25 protein-coding genes are annotated in these 24023 nt (G+C 49.4%); 9 read left to right on the top strand and 16 right to left on the bottom strand.

Features of this window, described 5'->3' with window-relative positions; genetic code table 11:
• Positions 1-23: 23 nt before the first annotated feature.
• From yajC to ruvA, 5 genes are all read right to left on the bottom strand, one after another.
• Complete coding sequence (gene yajC, locus LHUE1_RS09170; RefSeq protein WP_044113052.1) at positions 24-425, bottom strand: preprotein translocase subunit YajC; 402 nt, start codon at positions 423-425, stop codon at positions 24-26.
• A gap of 90 nt (positions 426-515) precedes the next feature.
• The gene (tgt, locus tag LHUE1_RS09165) at positions 516-1658 is read right to left on the bottom strand and encodes a tRNA guanosine(34) transglycosylase Tgt (protein ID WP_049171575.1); all 1143 of its coding nucleotides are present in this window, start codon (positions 1656-1658) and stop codon (positions 516-518) included.
• Between the two features lie 468 nt (positions 1659-2126).
• The gene (queA, locus tag LHUE1_RS09160; protein ID WP_047107365.1) at positions 2127-3212 is read right to left on the bottom strand and encodes a tRNA preQ1(34) S-adenosylmethionine ribosyltransferase-isomerase QueA; all 1086 of its coding nucleotides are present in this window, start codon (positions 3210-3212) and stop codon (positions 2127-2129) included.
• 19 nt (positions 3213-3231) lie between these two features.
• Entirely contained in the window at positions 3232-4263 is a 1032-nt protein-coding gene (gene ruvB / locus LHUE1_RS09155; RefSeq protein WP_010493685.1) for a Holliday junction branch migration DNA helicase RuvB, read from the bottom strand.
• A 79-nt stretch (positions 4264-4342) separates the two neighbouring features.
• The gene (gene ruvA / locus LHUE1_RS09150) at positions 4343-4939 is read right to left on the bottom strand and encodes a Holliday junction branch migration protein RuvA (protein WP_049171578.1); all 597 of its coding nucleotides are present in this window, start codon (positions 4937-4939) and stop codon (positions 4343-4345) included.
• A gap of 91 nt (positions 4940-5030) precedes the next feature.
• Here ruvA and LHUE1_RS09145 point away from each other — a divergent pair, with 91 nt between their 5' ends.
• A complete protein-coding gene (locus LHUE1_RS09145) occupies positions 5031-5627 on the top strand; it encodes a TVP38/TMEM64 family protein (RefSeq protein WP_049171580.1) in 597 nt (198 codons plus the stop codon).
• 105 nt (positions 5628-5732) lie between these two features.
• On the opposite strand, the gene LHUE1_RS09140 is transcribed toward LHUE1_RS09145, so the two are convergent.
• Complete coding sequence (locus LHUE1_RS09140; protein ID WP_010493679.1) at positions 5733-6206, bottom strand: S-ribosylhomocysteine lyase; 474 nt, start codon at positions 6204-6206, stop codon at positions 5733-5735.
• A gap of 113 nt (positions 6207-6319) precedes the next feature.
• Positions 6320-7453 carry a vitamin B12 independent methionine synthase gene (locus LHUE1_RS09135; protein ID WP_049171583.1) on the bottom strand — a complete coding sequence of 378 codons (1134 nt, stop codon included), beginning with the start codon at positions 7451-7453 and terminating at the stop codon, positions 6320-6322.
• Positions 7454-8027: 574 nt separating this feature from the next.
• Between LHUE1_RS09135 and LHUE1_RS09130 the strand changes: the two genes are divergently transcribed.
• Both LHUE1_RS09130 and LHUE1_RS09125 read left to right on the top strand, forming a co-directional pair.
• Entirely contained in the window at positions 8028-8489 is a 462-nt protein-coding gene (locus LHUE1_RS09130) for a DUF3290 family protein (RefSeq protein WP_049171586.1), read from the top strand.
• Between the two features lie 9 nt (positions 8490-8498).
• A complete protein-coding gene (locus tag LHUE1_RS09125; protein WP_049171588.1) occupies positions 8499-9146 on the top strand; it encodes a DUF421 domain-containing protein in 648 nt (215 codons plus the stop codon).
• A gap of 8 nt (positions 9147-9154) precedes the next feature.
• Here LHUE1_RS09125 and LHUE1_RS09120 read toward each other — a convergent pair whose 3' ends face one another.
• Both LHUE1_RS09120 and LHUE1_RS09115 read right to left on the bottom strand, forming a co-directional pair.
• Entirely contained in the window at positions 9155-10000 is an 846-nt protein-coding gene (locus tag LHUE1_RS09120; RefSeq protein ID WP_049171590.1) for an alpha/beta hydrolase, read from the bottom strand.
• A 78-nt stretch (positions 10001-10078) separates the two neighbouring features.
• Positions 10079-10876, bottom strand: coding sequence for a hypothetical protein (locus tag LHUE1_RS09115; protein ID WP_191978412.1), 798 nt, complete (start codon positions 10874-10876; stop codon positions 10079-10081).
• 218 nt (positions 10877-11094) lie between these two features.
• On the opposite strand from LHUE1_RS09115, the gene LHUE1_RS09110 reads away from it, so the two are divergent.
• Both LHUE1_RS09110 and nrdI read left to right on the top strand, forming a co-directional pair.
• Positions 11095-11919, top strand: a complete 825-nt coding sequence (locus LHUE1_RS09110) for an aldo/keto reductase (RefSeq protein ID WP_049171593.1) — start codon at positions 11095-11097, stop codon at positions 11917-11919.
• A 249-nt stretch (positions 11920-12168) separates the two neighbouring features.
• The gene (gene nrdI, locus LHUE1_RS09105; RefSeq protein ID WP_049171596.1) at positions 12169-12642 is read left to right on the top strand and encodes a class Ib ribonucleoside-diphosphate reductase assembly flavoprotein NrdI; all 474 of its coding nucleotides are present in this window, start codon (positions 12169-12171) and stop codon (positions 12640-12642) included.
• 8 nt (positions 12643-12650) lie between these two features.
• Here the strand turns inward: nrdI and LHUE1_RS09100 are convergent, their stop codons facing one another.
• Positions 12651-13583 (bottom strand): alpha/beta hydrolase, encoded by a 933-nt coding sequence (locus LHUE1_RS09100; RefSeq protein WP_049171599.1) that lies wholly within the window; start codon positions 13581-13583, stop codon positions 12651-12653.
• Between the two features lie 122 nt (positions 13584-13705).
• Between LHUE1_RS09100 and LHUE1_RS09095 the strand changes: the two genes are divergently transcribed.
• Positions 13706-14164, top strand: coding sequence for a MarR family winged helix-turn-helix transcriptional regulator (locus tag LHUE1_RS09095; RefSeq protein WP_010493661.1), 459 nt, complete (start codon positions 13706-13708; stop codon positions 14162-14164).
• Between the two features lie 87 nt (positions 14165-14251).
• On the opposite strand, the gene LHUE1_RS09090 is transcribed toward LHUE1_RS09095, so the two are convergent.
• The 5 genes from LHUE1_RS09090 to LHUE1_RS09070 all read right to left on the bottom strand — a co-directional run bounded on the left by LHUE1_RS09090 (position 14252) and on the right by LHUE1_RS09070 (position 18536).
• Positions 14252-14923, bottom strand: a complete 672-nt coding sequence (locus LHUE1_RS09090; RefSeq protein WP_049171602.1) for an HAD hydrolase-like protein — start codon at positions 14921-14923, stop codon at positions 14252-14254.
• Positions 14924-15005: 82 nt separating this feature from the next.
• Complete coding sequence (locus tag LHUE1_RS09085) at positions 15006-16160, bottom strand: cation:proton antiporter (protein WP_277848314.1); 1155 nt, start codon at positions 16158-16160, stop codon at positions 15006-15008.
• A 24-nt stretch (positions 16161-16184) separates the two neighbouring features.
• Positions 16185-16709, bottom strand: a complete 525-nt coding sequence (locus LHUE1_RS09080; RefSeq protein WP_049171608.1) for a GNAT family N-acetyltransferase — start codon at positions 16707-16709, stop codon at positions 16185-16187.
• A gap of 503 nt (positions 16710-17212) precedes the next feature.
• On the bottom strand, positions 17213-17560 hold the full coding sequence (locus LHUE1_RS09075) for a hypothetical protein (protein ID WP_010493652.1): 348 nt from the start codon (positions 17558-17560) through the stop codon (positions 17213-17215).
• 52 nt (positions 17561-17612) lie between these two features.
• Positions 17613-18536, bottom strand: coding sequence for a proline iminopeptidase-family hydrolase (locus LHUE1_RS09070; protein ID WP_049172501.1), 924 nt, complete (start codon positions 18534-18536; stop codon positions 17613-17615).
• A 166-nt stretch (positions 18537-18702) separates the two neighbouring features.
• Here LHUE1_RS09070 and LHUE1_RS09065 point away from each other — a divergent pair, with 166 nt between their 5' ends.
• Positions 18703-21051, top strand: coding sequence for a cation-translocating P-type ATPase (locus LHUE1_RS09065; protein WP_049172499.1), 2349 nt, complete (start codon positions 18703-18705; stop codon positions 21049-21051).
• Between the two features lie 88 nt (positions 21052-21139).
• Positions 21140-21580, top strand: a complete 441-nt coding sequence (gene ndk / locus LHUE1_RS09060) for a nucleoside-diphosphate kinase (protein ID WP_049172497.1) — start codon at positions 21140-21142, stop codon at positions 21578-21580.
• A 104-nt stretch (positions 21581-21684) separates the two neighbouring features.
• Here ndk and LHUE1_RS09055 read toward each other — a convergent pair whose 3' ends face one another.
• Positions 21685-22035, bottom strand: a complete 351-nt coding sequence (locus LHUE1_RS09055; protein ID WP_010493644.1) for a hypothetical protein — start codon at positions 22033-22035, stop codon at positions 21685-21687.
• A gap of 136 nt (positions 22036-22171) precedes the next feature.
• On the opposite strand from LHUE1_RS09055, the gene pepF reads away from it, so the two are divergent.
• The gene (pepF, locus tag LHUE1_RS09050) at positions 22172-23986 is read left to right on the top strand and encodes an oligoendopeptidase F (protein WP_049172495.1); all 1815 of its coding nucleotides are present in this window, start codon (positions 22172-22174) and stop codon (positions 23984-23986) included.
• Positions 23987-24023: the final 37 nt, after the last annotated feature.

Here is a 24023-nt window from a genome sequence, read left to right as displayed (position 1 = left end):
TTGATTCAGCAATGAATTGCCGATTAATTCTGTTTGTTGTCTGCTTCCGAAGTCGTATCGTCTGAGGCAGCTGCTTGGCTATCAGCCTCTGATGCAGTGTCATCAGCTGCTTTGGCTGCTCGTTGTTCATCCGTATTGGCAGCTTCTTCTGACTTGGCTGCTGGCGCCGGTGTTGCGGGACGAGAAGCTACGCCACGAACCGCGTTTAAGTTGAACGTCAGATAAATCCCGTCAGAATCGATGACAACCGTTCCTGCTTGCTGGTCAATGGAGTCGATAACCCCGTGCAGGCCGCCAATCGTCACAATCGGATCACCTTTTTTTAACTGATTCAGCATTTCTTGACGCTTCTGCTGCTGTTTTTTTTGCGGACGAATCATGAAAAAGTACATGAAGGCAAAAAAAGCAACTAACAGAACGATCATTGAAACATTACCATTTCCCAAATTAGGCACCTCTTATTTTTAGTTTGTCAATGCATAGTGTACCAGAATTTCGCGTTGTGCTCCAATAATCTAGAAATTCTTTGCCTTTTCCTTGTTATACCCGTAAGCTTCAAAAAAGTCTTCACGGAACGCCAAAAGATCATCATTCGCAATGGCTTCGCGAACCTGCTGCATCAGGTGTAACAGGAAATACAGGTTATGGTAGGTCGTCAACCGAATGCCGAACGCTTCGCCAACGTGAATCAGATGACGAATATAGGCGCGGCTGTAATTGCGACAAGCGTAACAGTCACAATTAGGATCGAGCGGGCCAAAATCATGGGCATACTTCGCGTTTTTGATAACAAGGCGACCGCGACTGGTCATGCAGGTGCCGTTGCGGGCGATCCGTGTTGGCAAAACGCAGTCAAACATGTCAATGCCGCGCAATGCGCCATCAATGAGCGCATCCGCCGAACCCACACCCATCAGGTAACGTGGTTTATTCTCCGGCAGCAGCGGCGTCGTAAAGTCCAATACGTGATTCATCTCATCTTTGGATTCACCAACCGACAACCCGCCAATCGAATAGCCCGGGAAGTCCATGCTGACCAAGTCCTTGGCACTTTGCTCACGCAGATCCCTAAAGCCAGCTCCTTGGACAATGCCAAACAACGCCTGCCAATCCGGATTCTTGTGGGCTTTTAACCCCCGCTCCGCCCAACGACTGGTTCGTGCCACACTTTTTTTGACGTAATCATAGCTTTCAAAAAATGGCGGACACTCATCCAGACTCATCATGATATCGGGACCCAGCGCATTTTCGATGGCAATGGCTTTTTCCGGTGACAGAAACATTTTTGCCCCATTAAGATGGTTCTTGAACGTAACGCCGTCTTCCGTGATGTGCCGAGTGTCGGCGAGTGAAAAGACCTGAAAACCGCCAGAATCAGTCAAAATGCCTTTATGCCAATTCATAAATTTGTGCAACCCACCGGCTTCTTCAATGAGTTCCGGTCCCGGGCGCAACCACAGATGGTACGTGTTGGCTAAAATAACGGTGGCACCCATCGTATCTAGTTCCTCCGGCGCCATCGTTTTAACGCTTGCCTGCGTCCCTACCGGCATAAACATAGGTGTTGGAAAAGTCCCGTGTGGCGTGATTAATTCACCTAAACGGGCACCGCTATGCTTATCTTGATGGATGAGACGATATTTAACAGCTGGTTCCATGAACAAACTCCTTATTCATCGCAGTGCCCTCGCAGCATTGCTGTTCCATTTTCTCGTTATGCCAGTTTAACAGAGTTACTTGTGATTTAAAAGTAAGGGACTTGTTTTAAATCACAAAACGAAATGCGCTCAAAGTTTGGCAGATTTAGGCCCGTTTGCTTTTTTCGGATCGCGATTCCTGTTAAAATAAACCTAAGGACGGGATCCCCGTTACCGTAGTTTTCGCACTTCCCGGGTTTTGACCCGGCCATTGTGATCGTCTATGAATACGTTGTTCCACGCAGCGATGCGTTAAAAGAAAAATCGAGACATGTCTGTAGGTGTGTGTTGATGTGATCCCGTCCGTTATAAAGCCGGCTTGCGTTGGGCAAGCCGGCTTTTTGCGTGGTGTGGTGTTTGTTGAAAAAATGTTCTCTGATGCTTTCCGTAACGCGTTCGCCGGCTTCTAAACGCGCCGGCTCACGCTCATCAATAGATGAACATGGCATCCCCAAAACTAAAGAACCGATATTTTTCTTCAATCGCATGCTTGTAAGCATTCAGGATGGTGTCGCGGCCGGTGAAGGCGGCTACTAGCATGACTAGGGTTGATTTTGGTAGATGGAAGTTGGTGATGAAGGCGTCGACGACTTTCCACTGGTAGCCTGGCTTGATGAAGATGTCGGTCCAGCCAGAGTCCGGTTTGATTTCACCGTCGAACTTGGTGCCGATGGCTTCGAGAGTCCGAATTGACGTTGTCCCGGTTGCAATGATGCGGCCGCCGTTGTCGCGGACCTCATTTAACGTTGCCGCGGCTTCCGGGGTTAAGCGGTAAAATTCGCTGTGCATTTTGTGGGCTTCGATATTTTCTTCAACCACTGGCCGGAACGTGCCAAGGCCGACATGCAGGGTCAGATAAACTAATTTGACGCCTTTATCCTGCACTTTTTTCAGCAATTCTTTGGTCCAGTGCAACCCGGCTGTCGGTGCTGCTGCGGATCCTAGCTCTTTTGAATAAACTGTCTGGTACATCTCCGGATCGTCAAGTTTTTCTTTGATGTAAGGCGGGAGTGGTGTTTCGCCAAGCTTGTCCAGAATTTCCATGAAAATGCCATCGTAATCAAAATGAATCATGCGGCCACCATGATCCAGTTCTTTGGTGACCGTTGCCTTCAACAAGCCGTCACCAAAGTCAATCACGGTGCCAACCGGTGCCTTACGCGCTGGCTTCATCAAGGTTTCCCAGTCATCGCCAGACGTGTTGTTAAGTAACAAGACTTCCATGTGCGCGCCGGTTTCCGGCTTAACACCATAAAGCCGCGCCGGCATCACCCGAGTGTCATTCATGACCAGTGCGTCCCCTGGTTTGAAATAATCCAAAATGTCATAAAAATGCCGATCCTGCATGGCACCGGTGTCAGCATTCAGTACCAATAACCGACTGGCATCGCGTTCCTTCAGCGGTGTCTGCGCAATCAATTCATGTGGCAGATCATAGTCGAAATCCGAAAGTTGATAATTTTTATTTTCTACTTGACGATAACGTTTTTTGTCTTGCACCTTGTTCGCTTCCATTCATTTTAATCGTTTTGACTTACTGCGCCCGGTTATCAGGCTCCGGCGCCGTCATCCCCATATGCGCAAATCCGGCCGGCGTCACCATGCGGCCGCGCGGTGTCCGTTTTAAATAGCCAATCTGCAGCAAATAAGGTTCGTACATTTCTTCAATGGTGGCCATTTCTTCGCCGATGTTTGCCGCGATCGTGGATAAGCCGACCGGACCGCCTTGGTAATCGCGGATCATGAACATCAATAGTTTTCGATCAATTTGATCAAGTCCCTGCGCATCAACCTGTAATTGATCCAGCGCATGATCAACCATCTGCAAATCAACCGGACTTTTACCGGCAACTTCTGCAAAATCGCGCACCCGCTTCAGCAGGCGATTGGCAACGCGTGGTGTGCCCCGCGACCGCCGCGCAATTTCATGAGCACCTTCAGCATCAATCGCCATGTCAAACACTGTTGCCGACCGCTTAACGATTTCACTTAAGTCGTCAGGCGAATAATACGCCATATGTTCGCTGATGCCAAATCGATCCCGCAATGGCGCTGATAACATGCCCGCACGCGTCGTGGCACCGATTAGTGTAAACGGCGGTAAGGGAAAATGAACCGGATGCGCGGTCGGCCCTTGACCCACCACGATATCAATATAGAAGTCCTCCATCGCCGAATAAAGCATTTCTTCTACGATTTTGGGTAAGCGGTGAATTTCATCGACAAACAGCACGTCACCGGGACGCAGCTCATTCAACAACGCCACTAAGTCGCCCGGCTTCTCAATGGCCGGCCCGGAAGTCGTGCGAATGTTGACGCCTAGCTCATTGGCAATGACTAATGCCAATGTTGTTTTCCCTAGTCCAGGCGGCCCGTAAAGCAACACGTGATCCAAGGACTCTTCGCGTTGTTTGGCCGCGGTGATATAGACCTGCAGCTGATGTTTAACCCGATCCTGGCCAATGTATTGCGCCAGCATCCGCGGACGTAAGCTCTTTTCAATTTGCGCTTCGTTCAGGTCATCAATGTCGCCTGAAACTAGCCGATCCTTGTTTGCGTCTGCCAAAAAGGTTCACCCCCTATTCTTAACCTATTCATAAGTTCCTTCATGTTGTCGGCCGAGAATGGCTCCAGTATAATCAATGCTACGCACGTCCGCTTAATAATCGCAAGCCTTCACGCAAATAGGCATCAGTCGTTGTGGCATCAAATGCCTTCAAAGCATCTGTGATACCGTCGACTGCCCGTTGGGTGTATCCTAAAGCAACTAAAGCCGCCAATGCATCGGCCAGCGCCGGTGCCACGTCACTCGCTGTCGGCGTGATGGCAGCTGGCGACGGCTCGGCATCCGCTGAAATTTTTCCTTTTAGATCGAGAATGATCTGGGCCGCGGTTTTCTTGCCGATACCTGGAAACTTGGTCAGGAACTTAACGTCGTCCTGAGCGATAGCGGTTGCCAGGCCGCCGCTGGAGACATTCGCCAAAATAGCCAGTGCCGACTTCGGGCCAATCCCGGTAACCGTCAACAGCTGGTTAAACGTGCGCTTATCTGCAGCAGATTCGAAACCATACAAGGCTTGATCATTGTCGCGGATAATCAGTTGCACATAAATTCGCATCTGCTTACCGGCTTCAAAGTCATATGGGTTGGCAACCAGCAGACGAAACCCGATCCCATTGACATCAATGACAATGTAGGCCGGGGTAATTGCTTGAATCGTGCCTTCAAAATATTCGTACATATAGCTCTCCATTCAGTACATACGTTTGGTACGCTTGACTCATTGTAGCATAGATGTTTTCGTGATGATAAATCGTTTTGAGGTTTAGGATATGACTCCCAAAAATATTCGCCATTTGATTAACTTGGCAACTGTCATGGTTGTCATCGCTTTAATTGCCGTGACCATCTATTGGTACGACCTTGGCATTCTTTCCGATGTTAAGGTCTTGCAAAACTATATTGCTCAACTCGGCCTAACCGGAATTTTGTTTTTTGTGATCATCCAGATTATTCAAGTCGTCATTCCGATCATTCCCGGAGGTGTCAGCACAGCTGCCGGCGTCATTCTTTTTGGCCCGTGGTTTGGCTTTCTTTACAATTACGTCGGCATTGCGATTGGCTCTTTTATCAACTTTTTCCTGGCCCAACGTTTCGGCAAACCGCTGCTGACTTATTTGATTTCCGAAAAAACTTACGACAAATACATTGGGTATACAAAAAATCAAACGCGTTTCGACCGATTATTTACGCTGGCAATTGTGTTACCGGTCGCACCTGATGATGTTTTGTGTCTGCTGGCCGGGCTCACAAAAATGACCTTCACTAAATTCTTCTGGATTATCGTACTAGGCAAGCCCATTACGATTTTCGCCTACAGTATGAGTCTTCTCTATGGCGGCCGCTGGTTGATCGACTTATTCAGTTAAATCAGTTCCCATAAAAATGGCGCTGCCAAGTTCGCTTCACAAACTTGGACAGCGCCTTTTTTGCGCACACGGACGCGCAATCATTCGTCGATCATTTTGACAAACTCAGACAACCTGACGCACATATGGGTCGTCGGAAATGCCACGGCTCAGAATCAGCTTTGCCCATTCCTTTGCCGAAAACAGACTGTGGTCTTTGTAATTGCCGCAACTCTTGATATCAACGCCCGGTACATCATCCCAGGTAATATCATTGGCAATTGCTTCCAGGCTGGACTTCAGGGCCTTGGCGACTTCGGTGGTGCTGTGCGTGCCCCAAGTAATCAGATGGAACCCGGTCCGGCAGCCAAATGGTGAACAATCAATGACGCCATCCATCCGATCGCGCAACAACGATGCTAACAAGTGCTCGATCGTGTGCAAACCAGCCGTATCGATGGCTGCGGTGTTGGGTTGAACCAACCGCAGATCATAATTCGAAATTTCATCGCCTTTGGTACCTTTTTCAGTCGTAATCAAACGTACGTAAGGTGCCTTGACTGCCGTGTGATCCAATGTGAAGCTTTCGACTTTTGCCATAAATAAAAGATCTCCTTCTCAATCGTTTACATATTCATCATATAACACAATAGCCGGAGGTGCGTAAAAAATTCGGTCACGATTCGACTTTCATCATCAAAACAACTTGCAGGTTAGGCATCGGCCCAAACACGATGGGCAATGCGTTGAACCAACGCCAACTTGGCCCATTGATCGTCTTCTGTCAGCTTATTACCTTCTTCTGTCGACGCAAAGCCGCATTGGGTCGACAAAGCCAGATTTTCTAGCGGCACGTAAGCAGTTGCGGCGTTGATGCGCTCGATCACCGCTTCTTCATCTTCTAATTCCGGAAATTTCGAGGTGATCAAACCTAATACAATTCGTTTGTTGGGATCCCCGTTCCAAAGTTGCGGCAACGGTTCAAACGACCCGGCCCGTTGACTGTCATATTCAAGAAACAGCCCGTCGTATGGCAAGTCCCCAATATCATCAGCCACATATTGATAGCCGCCGGAGAACAAAAACGTCGACTGGAAATTGCCGCGACAGATATGTGAGGTGACCGTCAAATCTTCCGGCAATTTCACCAAAACCGCTTTAATCACGCGATGTGCCAACTTAGCCAATGCCACAAAATGTTCATGCTTCTTCGGATCGTTTTCGGTGTCCTTCAAGTTCTGAATCAGATATGCCCAGTTCGTGTCATCGATTTGAAGGTACCGATCGCCTAAATCATAAAAGTGCTGGATCGTATCGACATAAGCCTGGACAATATCGGCTAAATAATCGTCAAAGGTGTCATAGTACTTCGGCCAGTTGTCACTGCGATGATCCCGAAACAGCAAGGCTGGACTGGGAATCGTCTGTTTAGGCAGTACCCCGTCCGGCACGATACTTTTAAGATACTCAAATGCCGCAAAGAACGGATGTTGCGGATTAAAGCTGACTTTCCCCGCCAAATGAACGTTCGCCGCCGCATTGATGCCGCCTTTAAAATCGTGCTCATACTTCCAGGAGTCATCTTTTTCATAGCCATTTAAGCCCCAGAAGAAATCAAGATGCCAGTACCGGCGGGAGAATTCCCCATCTGTGACCGCATTGAAGCCTAATTCAACCTGCTTTTTGACAATGTGATCAATCGCTTCGTGCTGAATCGCCAGCTCCTGATCCTGTTGAATCTCGCCGATGTCCAGTTGCTGATGCGCCACTTTCAATCTTTCCGGACGTAACAAACTGCCAACTAAATCAGCACGAAATGGTGCTTTGATTTTAACTTCTTCTGTCATGAGAATTCCTCCCGTTTTATGAAAATGACGATTCTCAAGCAACATTGAGCACACGGCAACGAAAGAGGCGGCAATCGCGATAACGCGTTCTCTGGCGCAGAAGTCGGAGTGTAAGGACCTCAGGCACAATGACCTAAACCCGGGCCATCACGCCTGAGGCCACTTACACTCCGACTTCTAACCGCGCCAGTTCACGCTCAAAAAAAGCGCCCCTTGATCTTTTTAAAGATCAAGGGGCGCTTGACGCGCGTTACCACCCTTATTCGTGTCGGCATAGCGCCAACACCTCACCAGTACCAAATCGATACCTGGCATGGTAACGGATGCACCCGTTTCAATGGCGTGAACCACTGAAAAGCTATTTGGAGCTCATCTTCTCCGATTAACCGATCGCCTGCTTCCACTGTCCAGGCTCGCTTGGGATCCGCGCTTCAGATACTCTTCTCCGCAAAGCAATGTTGTCTGTTTTGAGTTGCGATTATCATAACACCGTCATGTTTCGTGTCAAGAATAACTTCAAACAGGTTATCATTCTGTTATGATTTGACCAGATTATTATTTTTGGAGGCGTCTCATGGGAACGACTTTTTTTGCGTATTCAGCGCTGACTCATCAAGACAATTGGCAAAACACCTTGCGTTACAGCATCATCATCATCGGAGCTGTGGCGATCATTGCCTACCTGGTTTATTTTCTCCGTCACAAGCGCAGCAACAAATATCGTGACCTTCTAATCCTGGTGGCTCTCATCGAGTTGTTGACCATCGGCATTCAGATTCGCGATCTTCAGGCAAGTCGTACCGCCACTGCTGATTCACAGGCAGTCGCGACTTTATTGCGCAGCGTTGCCAAGCAGAAGCAAGTGCCCGTCAATCAACTATATGCCAACAGTAGCACGGTTCACACGGGAATGCTGGTAACGATTGGCAAGTCCACGAAAAGAATGTACACCGTCACGATCAACGCCGATAACAATAGTTACCAACTCACCAAGACGACTTTAATTGTCCCGCAAGTTCAATTTGTCACCAAGTAGGAGGCACACATGGCACTTTTTCAGGATTTATATTTTGTGACCGCAATGAAACTGCTCTTAGGCTTTATCGTGTTTGTTGTCCAGATTAAGCTCACCGGTAAAGGCAATCTAGCCCCGGCCACAATTGTTGACCAGATGCAAAACTATGTCCTCGGCGGCATTATCGGGGGTGTCATTTATAATACCGACGTCAGCATTTTGCAATTTGTCAACGTCTTACTGATCTGGACGCTCATCGTCTTCAGCTCGAAATACCTGACGAATCATAATCGCTGGCTCAAACGGGCTATCGATGGCGAGCCGCTATTAGTGGTCTCACACGGGAACATTCGCGTCGAAACCGCCACGCAGGTTGGTTTGTCAGCCAACGACCTCGCCTATCGCTTACGTACCGCTGGTGTGAAAGATCTGCGCGATGTTCGCCAAGCCTATCTTGAACAGAACGGACAGTTGAATGTCATTTTCAAAGGCGATGAGACTATCAAGTATCCACTCATCTTAGACGGCCAGATTGACCCGGCAGCACTCGATGCGATTGACCACGATGAGGACTGGCTCAAAGCCCGCCTTGCCGAACAAGGCTATAAACCAGAAGACGTGTATATGGCAAGTTTTCTGGGTGGTAAAGTCGTCATTGCGCCTTATGACCGTGACTAGTCGCGAGTTTACCAGATGAACGAATCGACGGCTTTGGCTACTTGCGGATTCTCATGTAATGCACTGTGCTGGGCATCACGGCCAAAGTATTCCTTTTCCTGATAAGTGGCTGCCCGTGTGCTGACAAGATAACGCAAGGATCGCGAAGAGTTATTGGCTACGCGACCATCAGAATCGCTGCCATCGTGAAGATCACCGTAAATATTCAATACCTTAACGCCCTTAGGAAAATGATCCCGTAAACGTGCCAATTCGCCGTAGTTCTCGTCCATGGGTGACGGGTAACCGTTTGCCGCCAGCTTAATCTGGTGAGGTTGATCACCCATGCCAATAATGCCGTCAAAATGCCCGGCAATGGCAACATAGTGCTTCATTTTTGGCAACTTCCCTTGATCCTGATTGCGAACCGCGTAAAACATCACCGCCATGTTGCCCATTGAATGCGCCACAAAGTTAACATTGCGCACACCATAGCGCTGGTAAAGCTGCCGATTAATCGTTGTCAACCAATCTGCCAGTTTCACGACGTCAGGATTCTTGTTGTCTTGAAAGATCACCTGAACAATGGGCTTGCTGACGCGATGCGGATCACCGGTCCAGTGAACTTTGCCATTTTTTGCAACTGTTGCCGTCAGCACTTTGGTCGCACCAGTTCCCTCGGCCCGGCGAATCAGTGTATTCGTCGATCCGGCACCGCCAGAATAGCCATGCAAATAAAGTGTCGCGGTGCGTCCAATCGTGGTTTCTTCTTTAGTTGGCGGCGTATCGGCCTGGTTGTTATACCAATACCACCCGGCACCGGCAACAAGCACCACAACCAATAACGCCAACCAAAGCCACTTATCTCGTTTCATGAAACCTCCCTTTCTAGTGAGCGTTCGCCAGCCCGGTTTCTGGGCTGGCGAACGCGTTAATGCGATTCAATAAACCCGTCATGCCGCATTCACCGACTCACTTTCATCAACGGCCGGCCGCGGCAGGAAATGACTCAGCGCCGCGATCACCAACCCAATGACAATGGTCCAACCGGCCACGCGCTGCCACAACGGTGAATACGCAAGAAGCAAATCGCGCGCCAGTTCAGCATTGACCGGCATTCGGGCACTAATGGCACCTAAGAACGGGCTAGCGGTTGTTAAAACTGCCATAAAGCCGCCCATATAGCCCATGATGTAAGTGGAGCGACCCGTGACTGCCAAAAATCGGCGCCAAGAGTGGGCAGTTTTTAGCATAATCAATAAAACGATCACCATCAGGATCGCCGCCACAATGACCGCGGTTTGGGTCATGAGCACCAGTAACGGATAAGCCCGTCCCCAGCCTTCGGACATCACGAGCTGATTGATTTCGCGATCAAGGAAGGCTGTAAGGCTCGTCAGCACTTTCTTTTGATCAAAATTTTGCCCTTGATCGGCAGCGGCTTTCTGCAGGCGACTTGCTATGCTCTCTTTAATCGTATCCAGTGACACACGCATTTGATTGTCCGCACTGGCAGTCACCATTTTTGAAGCCAATCGTTGCGTGTCATCAATGGTCACCAACGTCGACTGCGGATTCAAAGTGGCGCCGTTCTTGTTCGCCGTGTCGATTAATTCTTTATTTAGGGATTGGGTCATCTGCACCAACCCTTTACTTTTAACAATCACATGTTCAGTACGTGCCGGTGTCCCAACCGTCAGCATCATTCCCGTGCTGAAGGCTTCCACAAAAAGAAGCACCCAGAAAATCATGGTGAAAAATGCAAACCAACTTCGGGAAATGGCTCGCCATTGTTGTGTTCTCGTTTTGACCACCTGCTTCCTTATATGGCATTCATTATACACGATGCACCATCGTGACTTGTACGCATCCTGACATTTGGACTACACTAAATGAAGCGGCAACGACATCACCTGTTATTGCACGATAAACCACCAGCGATTTCGTATTTCACAAGGAGGTTGTTTGCATGCACTATACGTTAAACGACGGCAACGTCTTGCCGGCAGTCGGGTTTGGGACATATAAATTAAATGGCACGAACGGCGTCAGAGCCATGGTCGGTGCCCTTAACTTAGGGTATCGCCTGCTCGATGCAGCGTTTAATTATGAAAACGAAGGTGCTGTGGGCGAAGCGGTTCGCCAAAGCGGCATTCCCCGCAGCCAATTGATCGTTGCATCTAAGTTACCCGGCCGTCATCACCGTTATCAAGAGGCCATTGACACCATCGAAGAAAGTCTATACCGCGCTGGTCTGGATTATTACGACCTTTATTTGATCCATTGGCCTAATCCAAAAGAAGGACTTTACGTTGAAGCTTGGCAGGCGCTGATTCAGGCACAACGGTTCGGCTTAATTCGCTCAATTGGTGTTTCCAACTTCTTACCGGAGCACATTGATCGACTGATTAAAGAAACCGGCGTCACGCCAGCGGTTAATCAAGTGGAGCTACATCCTTACTTTAACCAGCAAACCCAACGTGAGTATGATGACGCCCATAACATTCAAACAGTTGCCTGGAGTCCTTTAGGCCGCGGTGCCGTTTTAAAAGAACCTGTCATCAAGCAAATTGCTGCGGAACACGGTAAAAATGTCGGGCAGGTTATCCTGCGCTGGGATCTCCAACACCGTGTCTTGCCAATTCCAAAATCGGCTCATCTTTCCCGGCAGCGCACGAATCTTGATATTTTTGATTTTAGCCTGACGAAGGAAGAAATGACAGCCATTGATCAGTTAAGTAAGCCTGATGGCCGCTTAAGGGATCAGGATCCGGCTGTTTATCAGGAGTTTTAATTTATTGCTATAACGCACTCACCATAACGCGTTCGCAGGCGCAAGAGTCTGCGTATAAGGACCTTGGACGTGATGGCCTAAGCCCGGGCCATCACGTTCAAGGCCACTTATACTCCGACTCCTAAGCGCGCCGGCTCACGCTCACCCAAAAGGAGTCGCGGCGCTTTCGACGACACCGCGACTCCTTTTTCCGGCATTATTATGGCCATTAACCAGCAATTTTACTTTTAAACGAAAGAGGCAATCATCATGACTGAACCTATTCGCGTTTTATTTATTTCAATCTCCGGCAACACGCGTGCTTTTGCTCATCGCTTGGCTGACTATGCCGAAACCCAGCACCAGCAGAATCCCGACAATCCACCGATTCAGTTGAAAGAAATTTCTGAAGCCACCCAGAGCGATGGAGAAACCAAGCCGTTTTTTGTCATGGTGCCCACGTATCTTGACGGCGGCAACGGTATCGACAATGGTGTCAAGGAACTGATGACCAATGCGATGGGCGATTACCTTGCTGAAGGCGAAAATGCCGAGTATTGCTTAGGCATCATCGGTTCGGGCAATCGGAATTTTAATGAACAATACTGCCTCACTGCCAAACGCTACGCTAAAGAATTCGACGCCCCATTTTTAGCCGACTACGAACTTCGCGGCACACCAAGCGATGCGCAAAGGATTTACACGATTCTCACCCGCGTTGCCGCCAATGAAGCGCAGCATTAAACGCACACTCACCAGTTGGCGTTAAACCAGCCGACTACGCGTTTGGCGTAAACCTGGGGATGATCCGGAAAACTCCGCGCATGAGCAGCACCCTTAACCACCCAGAGCGCTTTTTTCGCCTTGGTGGCTGCGCGATAATTCTGGTAAACCATTTTAGTCGGGACAAATGTGTCTTTGGCTCCGTGGATAAAAAGAATCGGCCGTGTATTCTTGTGCAAAGCCGTGATCGCACTGGCATCAAAAACGTTGTAACCGGCTTTAAGCGTTGCGGTCAGTGCCACTGCCGGCACCAACGGCCATTTTGGCAAATTAAACATCGACTTGGCTTGATAAGCAAGTTCGTCAATAATGCTGGTGTAGCCGCAATCTTCGACAATGCTCTTGACTTGCGACGGCAGTTTCTCGCCGCTGATATACATCACCGTTGCGCCGCCCATCGAGACACCATACAAGGCAATTTGACTCTGTTTGCCTTGTTTTTTGATGATTTGATTAATCCATTTCAGGTAATCTAGCCGATCTGGCCACCCATAACCAATATAATTGCCTTCCGATTGGCCTTGGCCACGATCATCAGGAGCTAGAACATTGAAGCCGGCATCATGGAACATCTTGATTTGCGGCGCCATATATTCTTTGTTCGTCATATAGCCATGCGCCACCACAACGGTTTTGGTCGTTGGCTTGGCCGCCGGAACATAATCCGCCACCAACTTAAGCTTGTCGCCCACCGCCTGTTGCGTCCAGGTTTCTTTATGTACGGATTTAAGCCACGCCTTCCCGTCCGTAATGATGCGACTCTCTTTGCCACTCAAAAAAGACTTCTTTGAGGGCACGAAAGCATATTGGTAAAAATAAAGACTGGCACCAATTAAGCCCACCACAATAATCCCAACGACTGACAGTATCCCGATCAGCCACGCCTTTTTATGTTTTCGCAAGTTTTGTAGCCTCCATAAGTAGTTCAAGTCCTTTACATAACTAAAAAGTGTACCGCAACTTTTCAGAATTTCAAGTTACATGTAGCCTGTGTTTTGTTAAGATAATGTCTGGAGGAAGAAAAATGACTGATAAACCCTTACTAGAGGCATATGTGGATGCCTATTTCTCAACATTCAAGAATATCAACGAACTGATCTCAGAACCCATGGCCCAATACCATTTGAGTTTCGAGCAATACCGGATTTTATCCGACATTGCCAATGATCCCACCATCAGCTTGACTGCCATTGTTGCCAAACGCGGCGTAACCAAGCCGGCTGTTGCGCGGCAAATACGCGTGTTGCGTAATTTGAATTACGTGACGCAATCCAAGTTCGAAGCTGATCGGCGGCGTAATACATTGCAGCTAACACCGCTTGGTAAGCAGGTAGAAGCCGCGATTACCAAAGAAGCCAGCGAGCGCTTCAACGAATGGGTGAACGCTTTAGGCGTACGCAAAGCCAAGCAATTTGTGAAACTTTTAAATGAAATCGGCACAAAAGTCATCCAGCCCCGGCAAGCTGCAAAAAAAGAGCAGTAGGCTGCACCGTCTGGATATAAAAACGACGTCAAAGTTCGGAACACCGAACTCTGGCGTCGTTTTGTTACCTGCGGATGTACCACACGTTCAGGATTTGGCGCTAAGTTTGGCAACCTTTTTCAAGCCTTCCGGAATTGCTTCCGGCTTGTTGGCCAAGACTTTGGCGCCGGCATCTTGCAACTCCTTGGCTGAACCAAAGCCATAGGTAACGCCCAGCAGCTGAACATGATTATCCAAGCCACCGGTCATGTCGTTTGCTCGATCACCAATCATGACACTGACAGCCGGATCCGTTTGGGTCGCCTTCAGCGCATAGGCCAAAACATCGGTCTTCGTCACTCGCGTCTGCTCATCATCGCTGGCACCGTAAGCACCGGCAAAATATTGATCCAGTGAAAAATGCTTAACCAAACGATGCAACATGGTCTCTGGTTTTGCCGAAGCAATATAAAGCTGATCGCCTTGTTGCTTCAATTCAGTCATGGTATCCAGAAACTTAGGATAGAGCTTTGCCTGATACAGGCCTTCTTCCTCATAGTAATGATGGAAAGCGTCAATTGCTCGTTTAACTTCGACATCATCCAATTCCGGCCAGACTTTCGGTAACATATCCACCAGTGCCGGACCAATAAATTGCACATACGCCGAATTATCCAAAGGCCGCAAGCCGCGATCCTGAACCATGTATTTTAATCCCGCGACAATGCCGGCTTCCGAATCTGCCACGGTCCCATCAAAATCAAAAAATAAAGTTGCCATTGAAATCCTCCTTATTTTCAACCGCCCATAAGCGCCTCAAACCGTCATAATCGCTTATGTCTTGGTGAGCTTACCACTTACATTATACAAGTTCCTGTTCCCGATGGAGGGCATCCTTTAGAATCACGGGCGCAATTAGCGTTGTGAGGACAATGACCACAATGACCGCCGAATAATACTCGGCATCCATCAACTTAGCCTCAAAACCGATTTGAGCCACGATCAAGGCCATCTCACCGCGGGACACCATGCCGGCGCCAACCACGTTACTTTGCAACCAAGTGGCCCCAGCCAAGCGATCGCCAAGGCCGCACCCGACCCACTTGGTGACCAAAGCCAGCAAGGTCAAAATGACGATAAACCCGATATCCCGGCCAAACGTATCAAAGCGCATGTTCAAGCCGACGCTGACAAAGAAAACCGGAATGAACACCGCATAGCCAATCGCACTCAGATTACTGTCAACTTCCTGCCGATAATGGGTCTGCCCAACCGCAACCCCGGCAAAAAAGGCGCCGATAACGGCTGACATGCCAACAAGATCTGCCACATAGGCCATCCCCAAGCAAATCAGCAACGACATAATCGTGACAGCCGAAGCTGGAAAGAGCTTTTCTGCCAGCCCCATCAAGTACGGCGCCGCCCAGCGGACCACCAGATAAATCCCGATGAAGTACAGCAACTGTTCGACAATTTGCAGCCAGAACGGTACGCTGGCTGTTTTTTGTTCCCCTAACACCGCAACCGTGAAACTCAAAATCAAAACGGTCAGAATATCGTCGACCACCGCCGCACCCAAGATGGTCGCCCCGTTGCGGCCATCCAATGCATGCAGTTCTTTTAAAACCTCAACGGAAATCGAGACGGATGTTGCTGCAAAAGTGATGCCGAGAAAAAGGCTGCTGGTCAAATTGAATCCCCAGACGTGAGCAAAGCCGAACACGACGACCACAGGCACGATCACCCCAATCACCGCTACCAGCATGCCGGGTTTGAAGTATTTTTTCAGCAAATCCAAATCACTTTCGAGCCCAGCCAAAAACATCAAAATAATAACGCCAATTTCGGCAAATAATGAAACCGTATGGCTAGGGGTCAGCCAGCCCAATAATGCCGGTCCAATTAAAATCCCTGCTAACAACTCACCGATCACGGCGGGCATTTTCAGCAAGCGACTGATATGTGCCAGTATCAATGTTGTTACCAAGATGAGTGCTAAGTTGCCAATATCCTGCATATTTCTCCTCCATTTTGAAAATCGTCAACCCGTTGTCAGCCGCACCTCGTAAGCATTCCGTTCCGGCACCGGCTCATCCATGTACACAATCCCGCGAAAATCGAAGCCCATCCCGGTAATCGCATGTTGCATAATCACGTTTTGTGCGTGCGTATCGACCCGTAAGTCGGTAAAACCGCGGCGATAGGCTTCACTCATGATGTTGCTGAAGAAAACCCGACTCAGTTGCTTGCCGCGAATGCTGCCGTCAAGCGCAAATCGATGGACGGCCAGGTATGGCACATCGGCCAGCCAGCCTTCCCCGTCGATCCGTAGATAGTGCGGGTCCGGCCCCACAACCAGTGCCGCCAGTCCGGCCACTTTTCCGTCAACTTCAAGCACCCGACCGATCCCGGTGGCAACGTCCTGCTCAATGGCTGCCTGATCCGGATAAGTGCCTTGCCATTGAGGGATACCCTGATCGCTTAGAAACTTGCGAGCAGACGCAATCACCCGCATCATATCAGGAATATCGTTGGTCGTCGCCGCGCGCATGAAAATGGTTGACATCAGCTTCATCTCCAAAAAATAATTGTATTGCCCTATTTTCCCGCATCTGACCGCAAGTTTCAATCTGCTCGTTGAAAGTTAAGGCCCTGTCTCAAGTTTAGTAACTGAGTCAAAAGTTTTGTGAAACTTTCAAGGTTTAACGAATTCTGAATAATACAGAAAAACCCTAGGCAATGAGTTCCACGCCGTGCCAAACTCTGCAATCTCCGGCCAGATTGGGGCTGGCGACCGCAAAGCTAGAGTGGTGGGCACGACTTAGAGCCTCTGCAAAACCGGCAGAGTCTCTAAGCTCGGCCTTGTACTACGCCGGGAAGATCGCCCGGCTAGTACAATCTCACCACTGAGCCCATCTGGCCTACGATTGCTCCGCTTTGGCACTAAGATCCCTATGCTTCTACCAAATTACCTATCTTGATGCAAAAAAGAACGCACCCGATTTTTTAGGCATGCGTTCTCCTTTTATTTAGACCGTGGACTGTATCTCAGCCTTAATATTAACAACCTTAATGCCGGTGGTGCATATGATGCTTCTTGTTCAAAGGCACCTCTTCATACTCCGGTGCAAAGACGTCATGGGCGCCGCGATGTTCTGGCGCCAACCGCCAGTTGTGGCGACCGTGATGATGTTTGTGCATTTGTAACTTAAGACTCAGCTGTTTGGTTCGCTCTTTTTCGATGCGCAGCTTCTGGTGACCGCGAATGATCATGATGCCGCCGCCAAGTGCCAACGCAATTGGAATCAAATGCACGACGGCCATCGGGATCATTAATTCCGGTTGTTCCTCAATCGCCTTATCAAACGCATGAACCGGTTCAAATAGATCATCTTTTAATTCATCAATGCTAGCCATGAAAGCACCTCCATTACCTAAACAACTTTAAATTACCACTTTTATTATAACGTTAATTGTCACTTAAAGGTGCTTTTGCGTCGGTTTGCGTGAGCCACTGGCCTAAATGGCTGAAATAATCGGTCGGATTGTCCAACATCTGCCCGTGCCCTGCGTTTGGGGTAACATGCAACGTGGCATGTGGGATCGTTTGGGCCATCCGTTCCGCCGCGGTCAATGGCATGGTCTCATGGCCGCCAAATGTCAAATACGTCGGCACCGTGATTCGGTGAATATCTGCCCGGCGATCCCAATTTTTAAGCGCGCCGACCATCACAAATTCATTGTCACCTTGAAAATAGTGATAGACCGGCGTTGCCAGTGTTGAGATTAAGTGCCGGGGCTGGGGATCGGCTGCGTGGTGCAGATAATGCTCACCTAGTTCGCTCACCAACGCCTGGTATTTGGCATCGTCAAACGCATGGCGCGCCTCGATTTGCTGCATATACGCAACGTCTTCAGGCGAAAACATCTTTTCGCGAATCTTGTTGATGTTGACTAGGTATTCATCCAGATTATCAATCATCGAGCTTAGGACCAGTCCCTTAAGGTGTTCGCCATATTTAAGCGCATACTCGATCGCCAGCACGCCGCCCCAAGACTGTCCAAGCAGGTAAAAGTGATCAATCCCCAGCTGCTGCCGGACATTTTCCACCTCATCGACGTAATAATCGATGTTGAGGAAACGCTTTTGATTGGCCGGATCGGCAAAGTCGGGTTGATCGGAAAAGAATGAACCCAATTGATCGTAACGGGTGACGCGGACACCATAAGGCGCGAGTTCTTGGGCAAAGTTTTCAAACACTTCGTTGGTGCCGCCGGGTCCACCATGCAAAGTCATCAGGCGAATCTGGCCTTGGCCTTGCGTCTGGGTCCATAGATGATAACCGTTTGGCAACGTTACAAAACGGGTTCCGTTCGGATTTAGTTTTACCATGCAATCGCTTCTTTCCTGTCATTTAGCCTTTATTATGACGGTTGCCATGGCACCAGACAATAGCCGGCAACCGGTATAACTTCAAAGATTCGTAAAAACAAGTTTGATATTCGGCATCTCGTTGCATAGATTGGTAAAATAAATAAAAAGAACTGGAGGGCATGCGATGGCAGCGCAAAACATTTCACCTGATCAGGGTTTATCGGCACAACAGGTTCAGCAGCGGTTTGAGAGCGGTCAACACAACCTTCCGCTCAAGCCTTTGACCCGTTCCATTAGCCAGATTATCCAAGTCAACACGTTTACTTTATTTAATTTGGTCAATGTTGTCCTTGGTGCACTTATCATCACCACCGGCAGTTACAAAAACCTGTTGTTCCTTGGTGTGGCCATCATCAACACTGCCATTGGTACCATTCAGGAAATTCAGGCTAAGCGGCAAATCGATAAAATGTCCATCCTCGCCGCTGCTCATGCCACCGTCATTCGTGACGGCCAGCAACAAAAAATCGATCTCGAGCAGCTGGTCATGGATGATATGGTGCTTCTCAAACGCGGCGATCAGATTCCGGTTGACGGTACCGTTGTTGCCACCAACGGGCTTGAAAGCGATGAAAGTCCGTTAACCGGTGAATCGCGGCCAATCACTAAAAAAGTGGGCGATCCGTTGCTTTCCGGCGCTTTTGTGGTTTCCGGCCAAGCTACCATGCAAGTGACCGCTGTCGGCAAAGATACCTTTGCCGCTAAACTTTCCTTGGAAGCCAAAGCCGAAAAAGCCAGTCAAAGTCAATTGCTGGCAACGATTAACCGCATCATTCGGGTTTTAACCTATGTGCTCATTCCGATCGGTATCATTCTTTTTTCCGTTTCCATGATTCGTCGCGGCAATTATAATCGGGCTATTTTAACCACCAGTGCGGCCATGATCGGGATGATTCCGGAAGGTTTGGTGTTGCTGACCAATGTGGCGTTAGCTGTTTCTGCCCGCAACCTGGCCGTCAAACGCGTGTTGGTTCGAGCCTTGCCTGCCATCGAAGCCTTGGCGCGTGTCGATACGATTTGCCTGGATAAAACCGGCACCATTACCAGCGGAAAACTTAAAGTTGCCAACACATTGCCGGCAACTGGCCACAACGCCGAAGATGTCACTAGTGCTGCGGCAGCCATCGTGTATGCCCTCAATGATGATAACGAAACCGCCTTAGCCATCAAAGCCGCAATCGACGCTGACGCCAACCAGCAGGTCACGCAAACCATGCCGTTTTCATCTGCGCGTAAATGGTCAGGTGCCGTGGTTGACGGACGTGCTTTATTTATGGGCGCCCCGCAGTTTACTTTTGGCGACCAGCTGCCTGCGGACATTGCGACCCAAATCAAACAGGCCGCTTCAAACGGTTACCGCGTGCTGGCGGTGGGGACCGTCAAAGCGCTTGCTCAGCCGCTTGTGAACCCGGAGTTGCTCGGGCTCATTTTGATCACCGACGAATTACGCCCGACTGCCATTAACACCTTTGATTTCTTCAAGAGTCAAGGCGTGGCATTAAAAGTGATCTCCGGTGATGACCCGATCACAGTTGCCAATATTGCCAAACAGGCACACCTTGAAGGCGCCGATCGCAGTGTCGACATGAGCACAATTGCTGCGGATGCCACTGAAGCCGACTTTCAGGCTTTGGTCAAGCAGTACAACGTTTTTGGCCGCGTCACCCCAGATCAAAAGAAGCAGCTCATCATGGCTTACCAGGCATTAGGCCATACCGTTGCGATGACCGGTGATGGTGTCAATGACGTCCTGGCTTTGCGCCAAAGTGACTGTAGCATTGCCATGGCTTCCGGCGCCGACGCCGCCAGCTCGATTGCGGATTTCGTTTTACTGGATTCGAACTTCGATGCCATGACTGGTGTGCTCAACGAAGGCCGCCGTGTCATCAACAACATCGAACGCGTGGCATCGATGTATCTTGTCAAAACCATGTACTCCGTCATTTTGGCCACCATTTTCGTCTTTTTGCCACTCGACTACCCGATCGTGCCGATTAACCTCACACCGGTTTCGGCCATCGGTGTTGCCATTCCTTCCTTCTTCCTGACGCTAGAGCCTAACTTTGAACGCGTCACTGGGCAATTCATGCAAAAAGTCATGACCGTTGCCGCGCCAGCCGCTATCAGCGTGGTCGTCTACACCTTATTGCTAACTTGGATGGAGTCGTTCCTGAACCTCAGCTTCGACACCACCTCAACAATGGTCGCGATGTTGATCGGCACAATTTCCCTTAATGTGTTACTGGTCGTTGCCCGTCCCTTCAATCGGCTCAAGGTCGGCTTGCTGGCTGGTCTAAGCGCAGCGTTGTTCCTGGTATTCTTTATTTTCAACCACGTCTTTTCGCTCGCCAGCCTGTGGCAGTGGCAACTCGCATTGATTTATGTACCCCTCATGGTCTCGACTGTACCGTTTTATCTGCTCATCCAAGAATTCCTTGGTCGGCGGGTGCTATCGAAAATCAATTGGCGGTAGACAAAAATTCCATCCGCCATTTGGTTTGACTCGTGTATACTGAATTTGGATGAATTTTCTGAAAATATTTAGGAATCGAGGCACACGCATGGCAGAGGAACAAACTTTAGTTTTGGTCAAACCCGATGGCGTCGCGAACGGGCACATTGGTGAGGTCATTACCCGTATTGAGCGGCGTGGCTTCACCATTGAAGCCTTAAAAGTCACTCAGGCAACAACTGCTCAACTGCACCAGCATTACGCCGCACTTGTCGACAAACCTTTTTTCCCAAAAGTTGAACGGTTTATGACCAGCGGCCCGCTTGTGGCCATGGTTGTCAGTGGCTTTAATGTCATTGAGGCCGTTCGAAAAATGACGGGCGCAACTAATCCGGGAGACGCTGCACCAGGCACCATTCGCGGCGATTTTGGGCGGGAATGGGCCGACCAAACCATCCGCAACGTGATTCACAGTTCCGATAGTGAAGAAAGCGCACGGCGAGAAATCCCGATTTGGTTTGCAGATAAGCAATACGCGCCTAAATCATAATCACCGGGCGGGTACATAACTAATAATCGGAAAAAACCGCGGTATGATCTTTGTAACGATCGCACCGCGGCTTTTTTATGCCAACACGTTAGCGGCAAGCAAATTTAATAATACGTACGCCGATTACCAAAATTCAGCTTGGCAATAATCGTATTCGGCTCCGTCTGATCCGGTGACTGGATCCACAGGCCGCGCGAAGCCAATTCCTTAAACAAGTAATTCGCGGCAGCAATTTCTTCAGCAGCAGGATCATCAATCGTTGCCCCGGCCTGATGCGCTTGGGCAATAGCGTCGTCAACGGACAATACCACTGTGTCGGCAAAGGTCGTTTCCAAAGTCGCGTATAATTGTCCCAGTTTATCGTCAAGATAGGTCTCTAAAGCTTTGAAAAAATCCGCATGGTCGGCTTTTCGATCAAAGTAGCGCGCCACTAGCTGATTGTTGTCGATACCCATTCATAACACATCCTTTTTATATAATTCTACCATGAGCAGTTAGCCGAAAGAAATAATCGGTTCAACAGGAGGCCGACACGCACCTTAAGCGCGATCAATGCTATACTTTAGCCACCATGTGAAGGAGGCTTTTTATATGAGCGAAACTGAGTTACCTAAACGCCAGGCGGTTGATCCGAAGCTGACTTGGGATCTAACCCCGATTTTTCATGACGACTTTGCTTACGGTGAAGCGGTCAAACAGGTCCGCGCCTTAACCAAGGATTTTGTCCGCATGTATCAGGGAAAATTGACGGAACCGGCCGTGATTGTCGATGCGTTGGCCGACTACGGCACGATTGTAGCCCTTGATAGCAAAATTGCCCACTGGGGATTTATGCCGTATTCAACCGATACCACCGACCCTAAATTGCGGGAACGCCAGGCACAGGTCACCGCACTGGGCGGCGAAATCGGCGGTCAATTGAGTTTCTTCCAAGCCGAACTCACCCAGTTGTCCGAAACCGTGCTTGATGCCGTGGTCGACAAGGCGCCTGACTACGCCGGCTTCATTCGCCAAATCAAAGTAGCCAAGAAAGGCGCCTTGCCACCTGCTGCCGAAAAGGTGTTAGCGGAATTGTCCCCGGTCTTTCAGGCACCCAGCAACATTCGCGACCAAACGATCTTCGGCGACATGGACTTCGGCACGTTTACGGCTCACGGTAAAACCTACCCGCTTTCATTCGTGATGTACGAAGAGAATTACCAAAAGCATCCCGACACCGAAATCCGCCGCGCCGCCTATGCTCAGTTCAACAAGACGTTGCGCCGCTATGAAAACACCATGGCTGCCGGCTACTTAGCACAAGTCACCCGCGAAAAAATTACGGCAACCATGCGCGGTTACGATTCCGTCATCGATTACCTGCTCGCTGACCAGGAAATCAATCGGGAAATGTTTAACCGCCAAATCGATGTGATTATGCACGACCTAGCACCTGTCATGCGCAAATATGTGACCCACGTCAAAACGCTTTGGGGACTGGATCACATCGGTTATACCGACTTACAAATCGACATTGACCCGAGCTATGCACCGACCATCACTTTGGCGCAGGCGCAGGAAATGATCAAAAACGCGACGGCGTTGATGGGCAAAGATTATCAGGATCAGATGATGCAGGCATTTTCGGATCACTGGATCGATTTTCCCGCTAATCAGGGTAAAGACTCAGGCGCTTACACGGCCGGGCCTTATGGTGTCCATCCGTATGTCGAAATGACTTGGAGCAACACACTGCCCGCGGTGTACACGCTGATTCACGAGCTGGGGCACACAGCGCAGATGGTCCGCTCGCAGCAAGCGCACAATGTTCTTGATGCGGACTTCAATGATTACCTAGTTGAGAGTCCTTCGACTTTTAATGAATTATTATTGACCCATTATCTGGAAGAAACTGCCAAAGACCCGCGGATGAAGCGGTTTGCTTTGTCACGCTTGTTGAATGACACCTATTTCCACAACTTTGTCACCCACTTGCTTGAAGCAGCTTTTCAGCGTGAGGTTTATACGCTGATCGACAATGGTGAAAGCTTTGATGCGGCGCGCCTTGATGCGATCAAACGTAAAGTGTTGACCGACTTCTGGGGCCCGGCTGTCGAGCTTGAAGAAGGTGCCGAGCTAACTTGGATGCGGCAAAGCCACTACTACATGGGGCTGTACTCATATTCCTACTCTGCCGGTTTGACCGTGGCCACTCAGGCTTTTCAAGCTATTGAGCAGCAAGGTCAGCCTGCTGTTGACCGCTGGCTCCGATATCTGAGTCTGGGTGATTCACTCGATCCAGCTGCCGCAGCTCGTGTTGCCGGCGTCGATGTCACCACGGATGCTGCCCTGAAACACGCTATCAGTTTCTTAGGTGATACGGTGGATGAAGTCGTGGCTTTGAGTAAGGAAATTGGTCAGGATTAATCATAGATTTATGCAAAAACCGCATCTTTTTTCGGAG

Source organism: Lacticaseibacillus huelsenbergensis (assembly GCF_029726355.1).
Taxonomy (GTDB): Bacteria; Bacillota; Bacilli; order Lactobacillales; family Lactobacillaceae; genus Lacticaseibacillus; species Lacticaseibacillus casei.
Note: the sequence above shows the minus strand (reverse complement) of the source record. Positions and strands in the feature narration are given on the sequence as shown.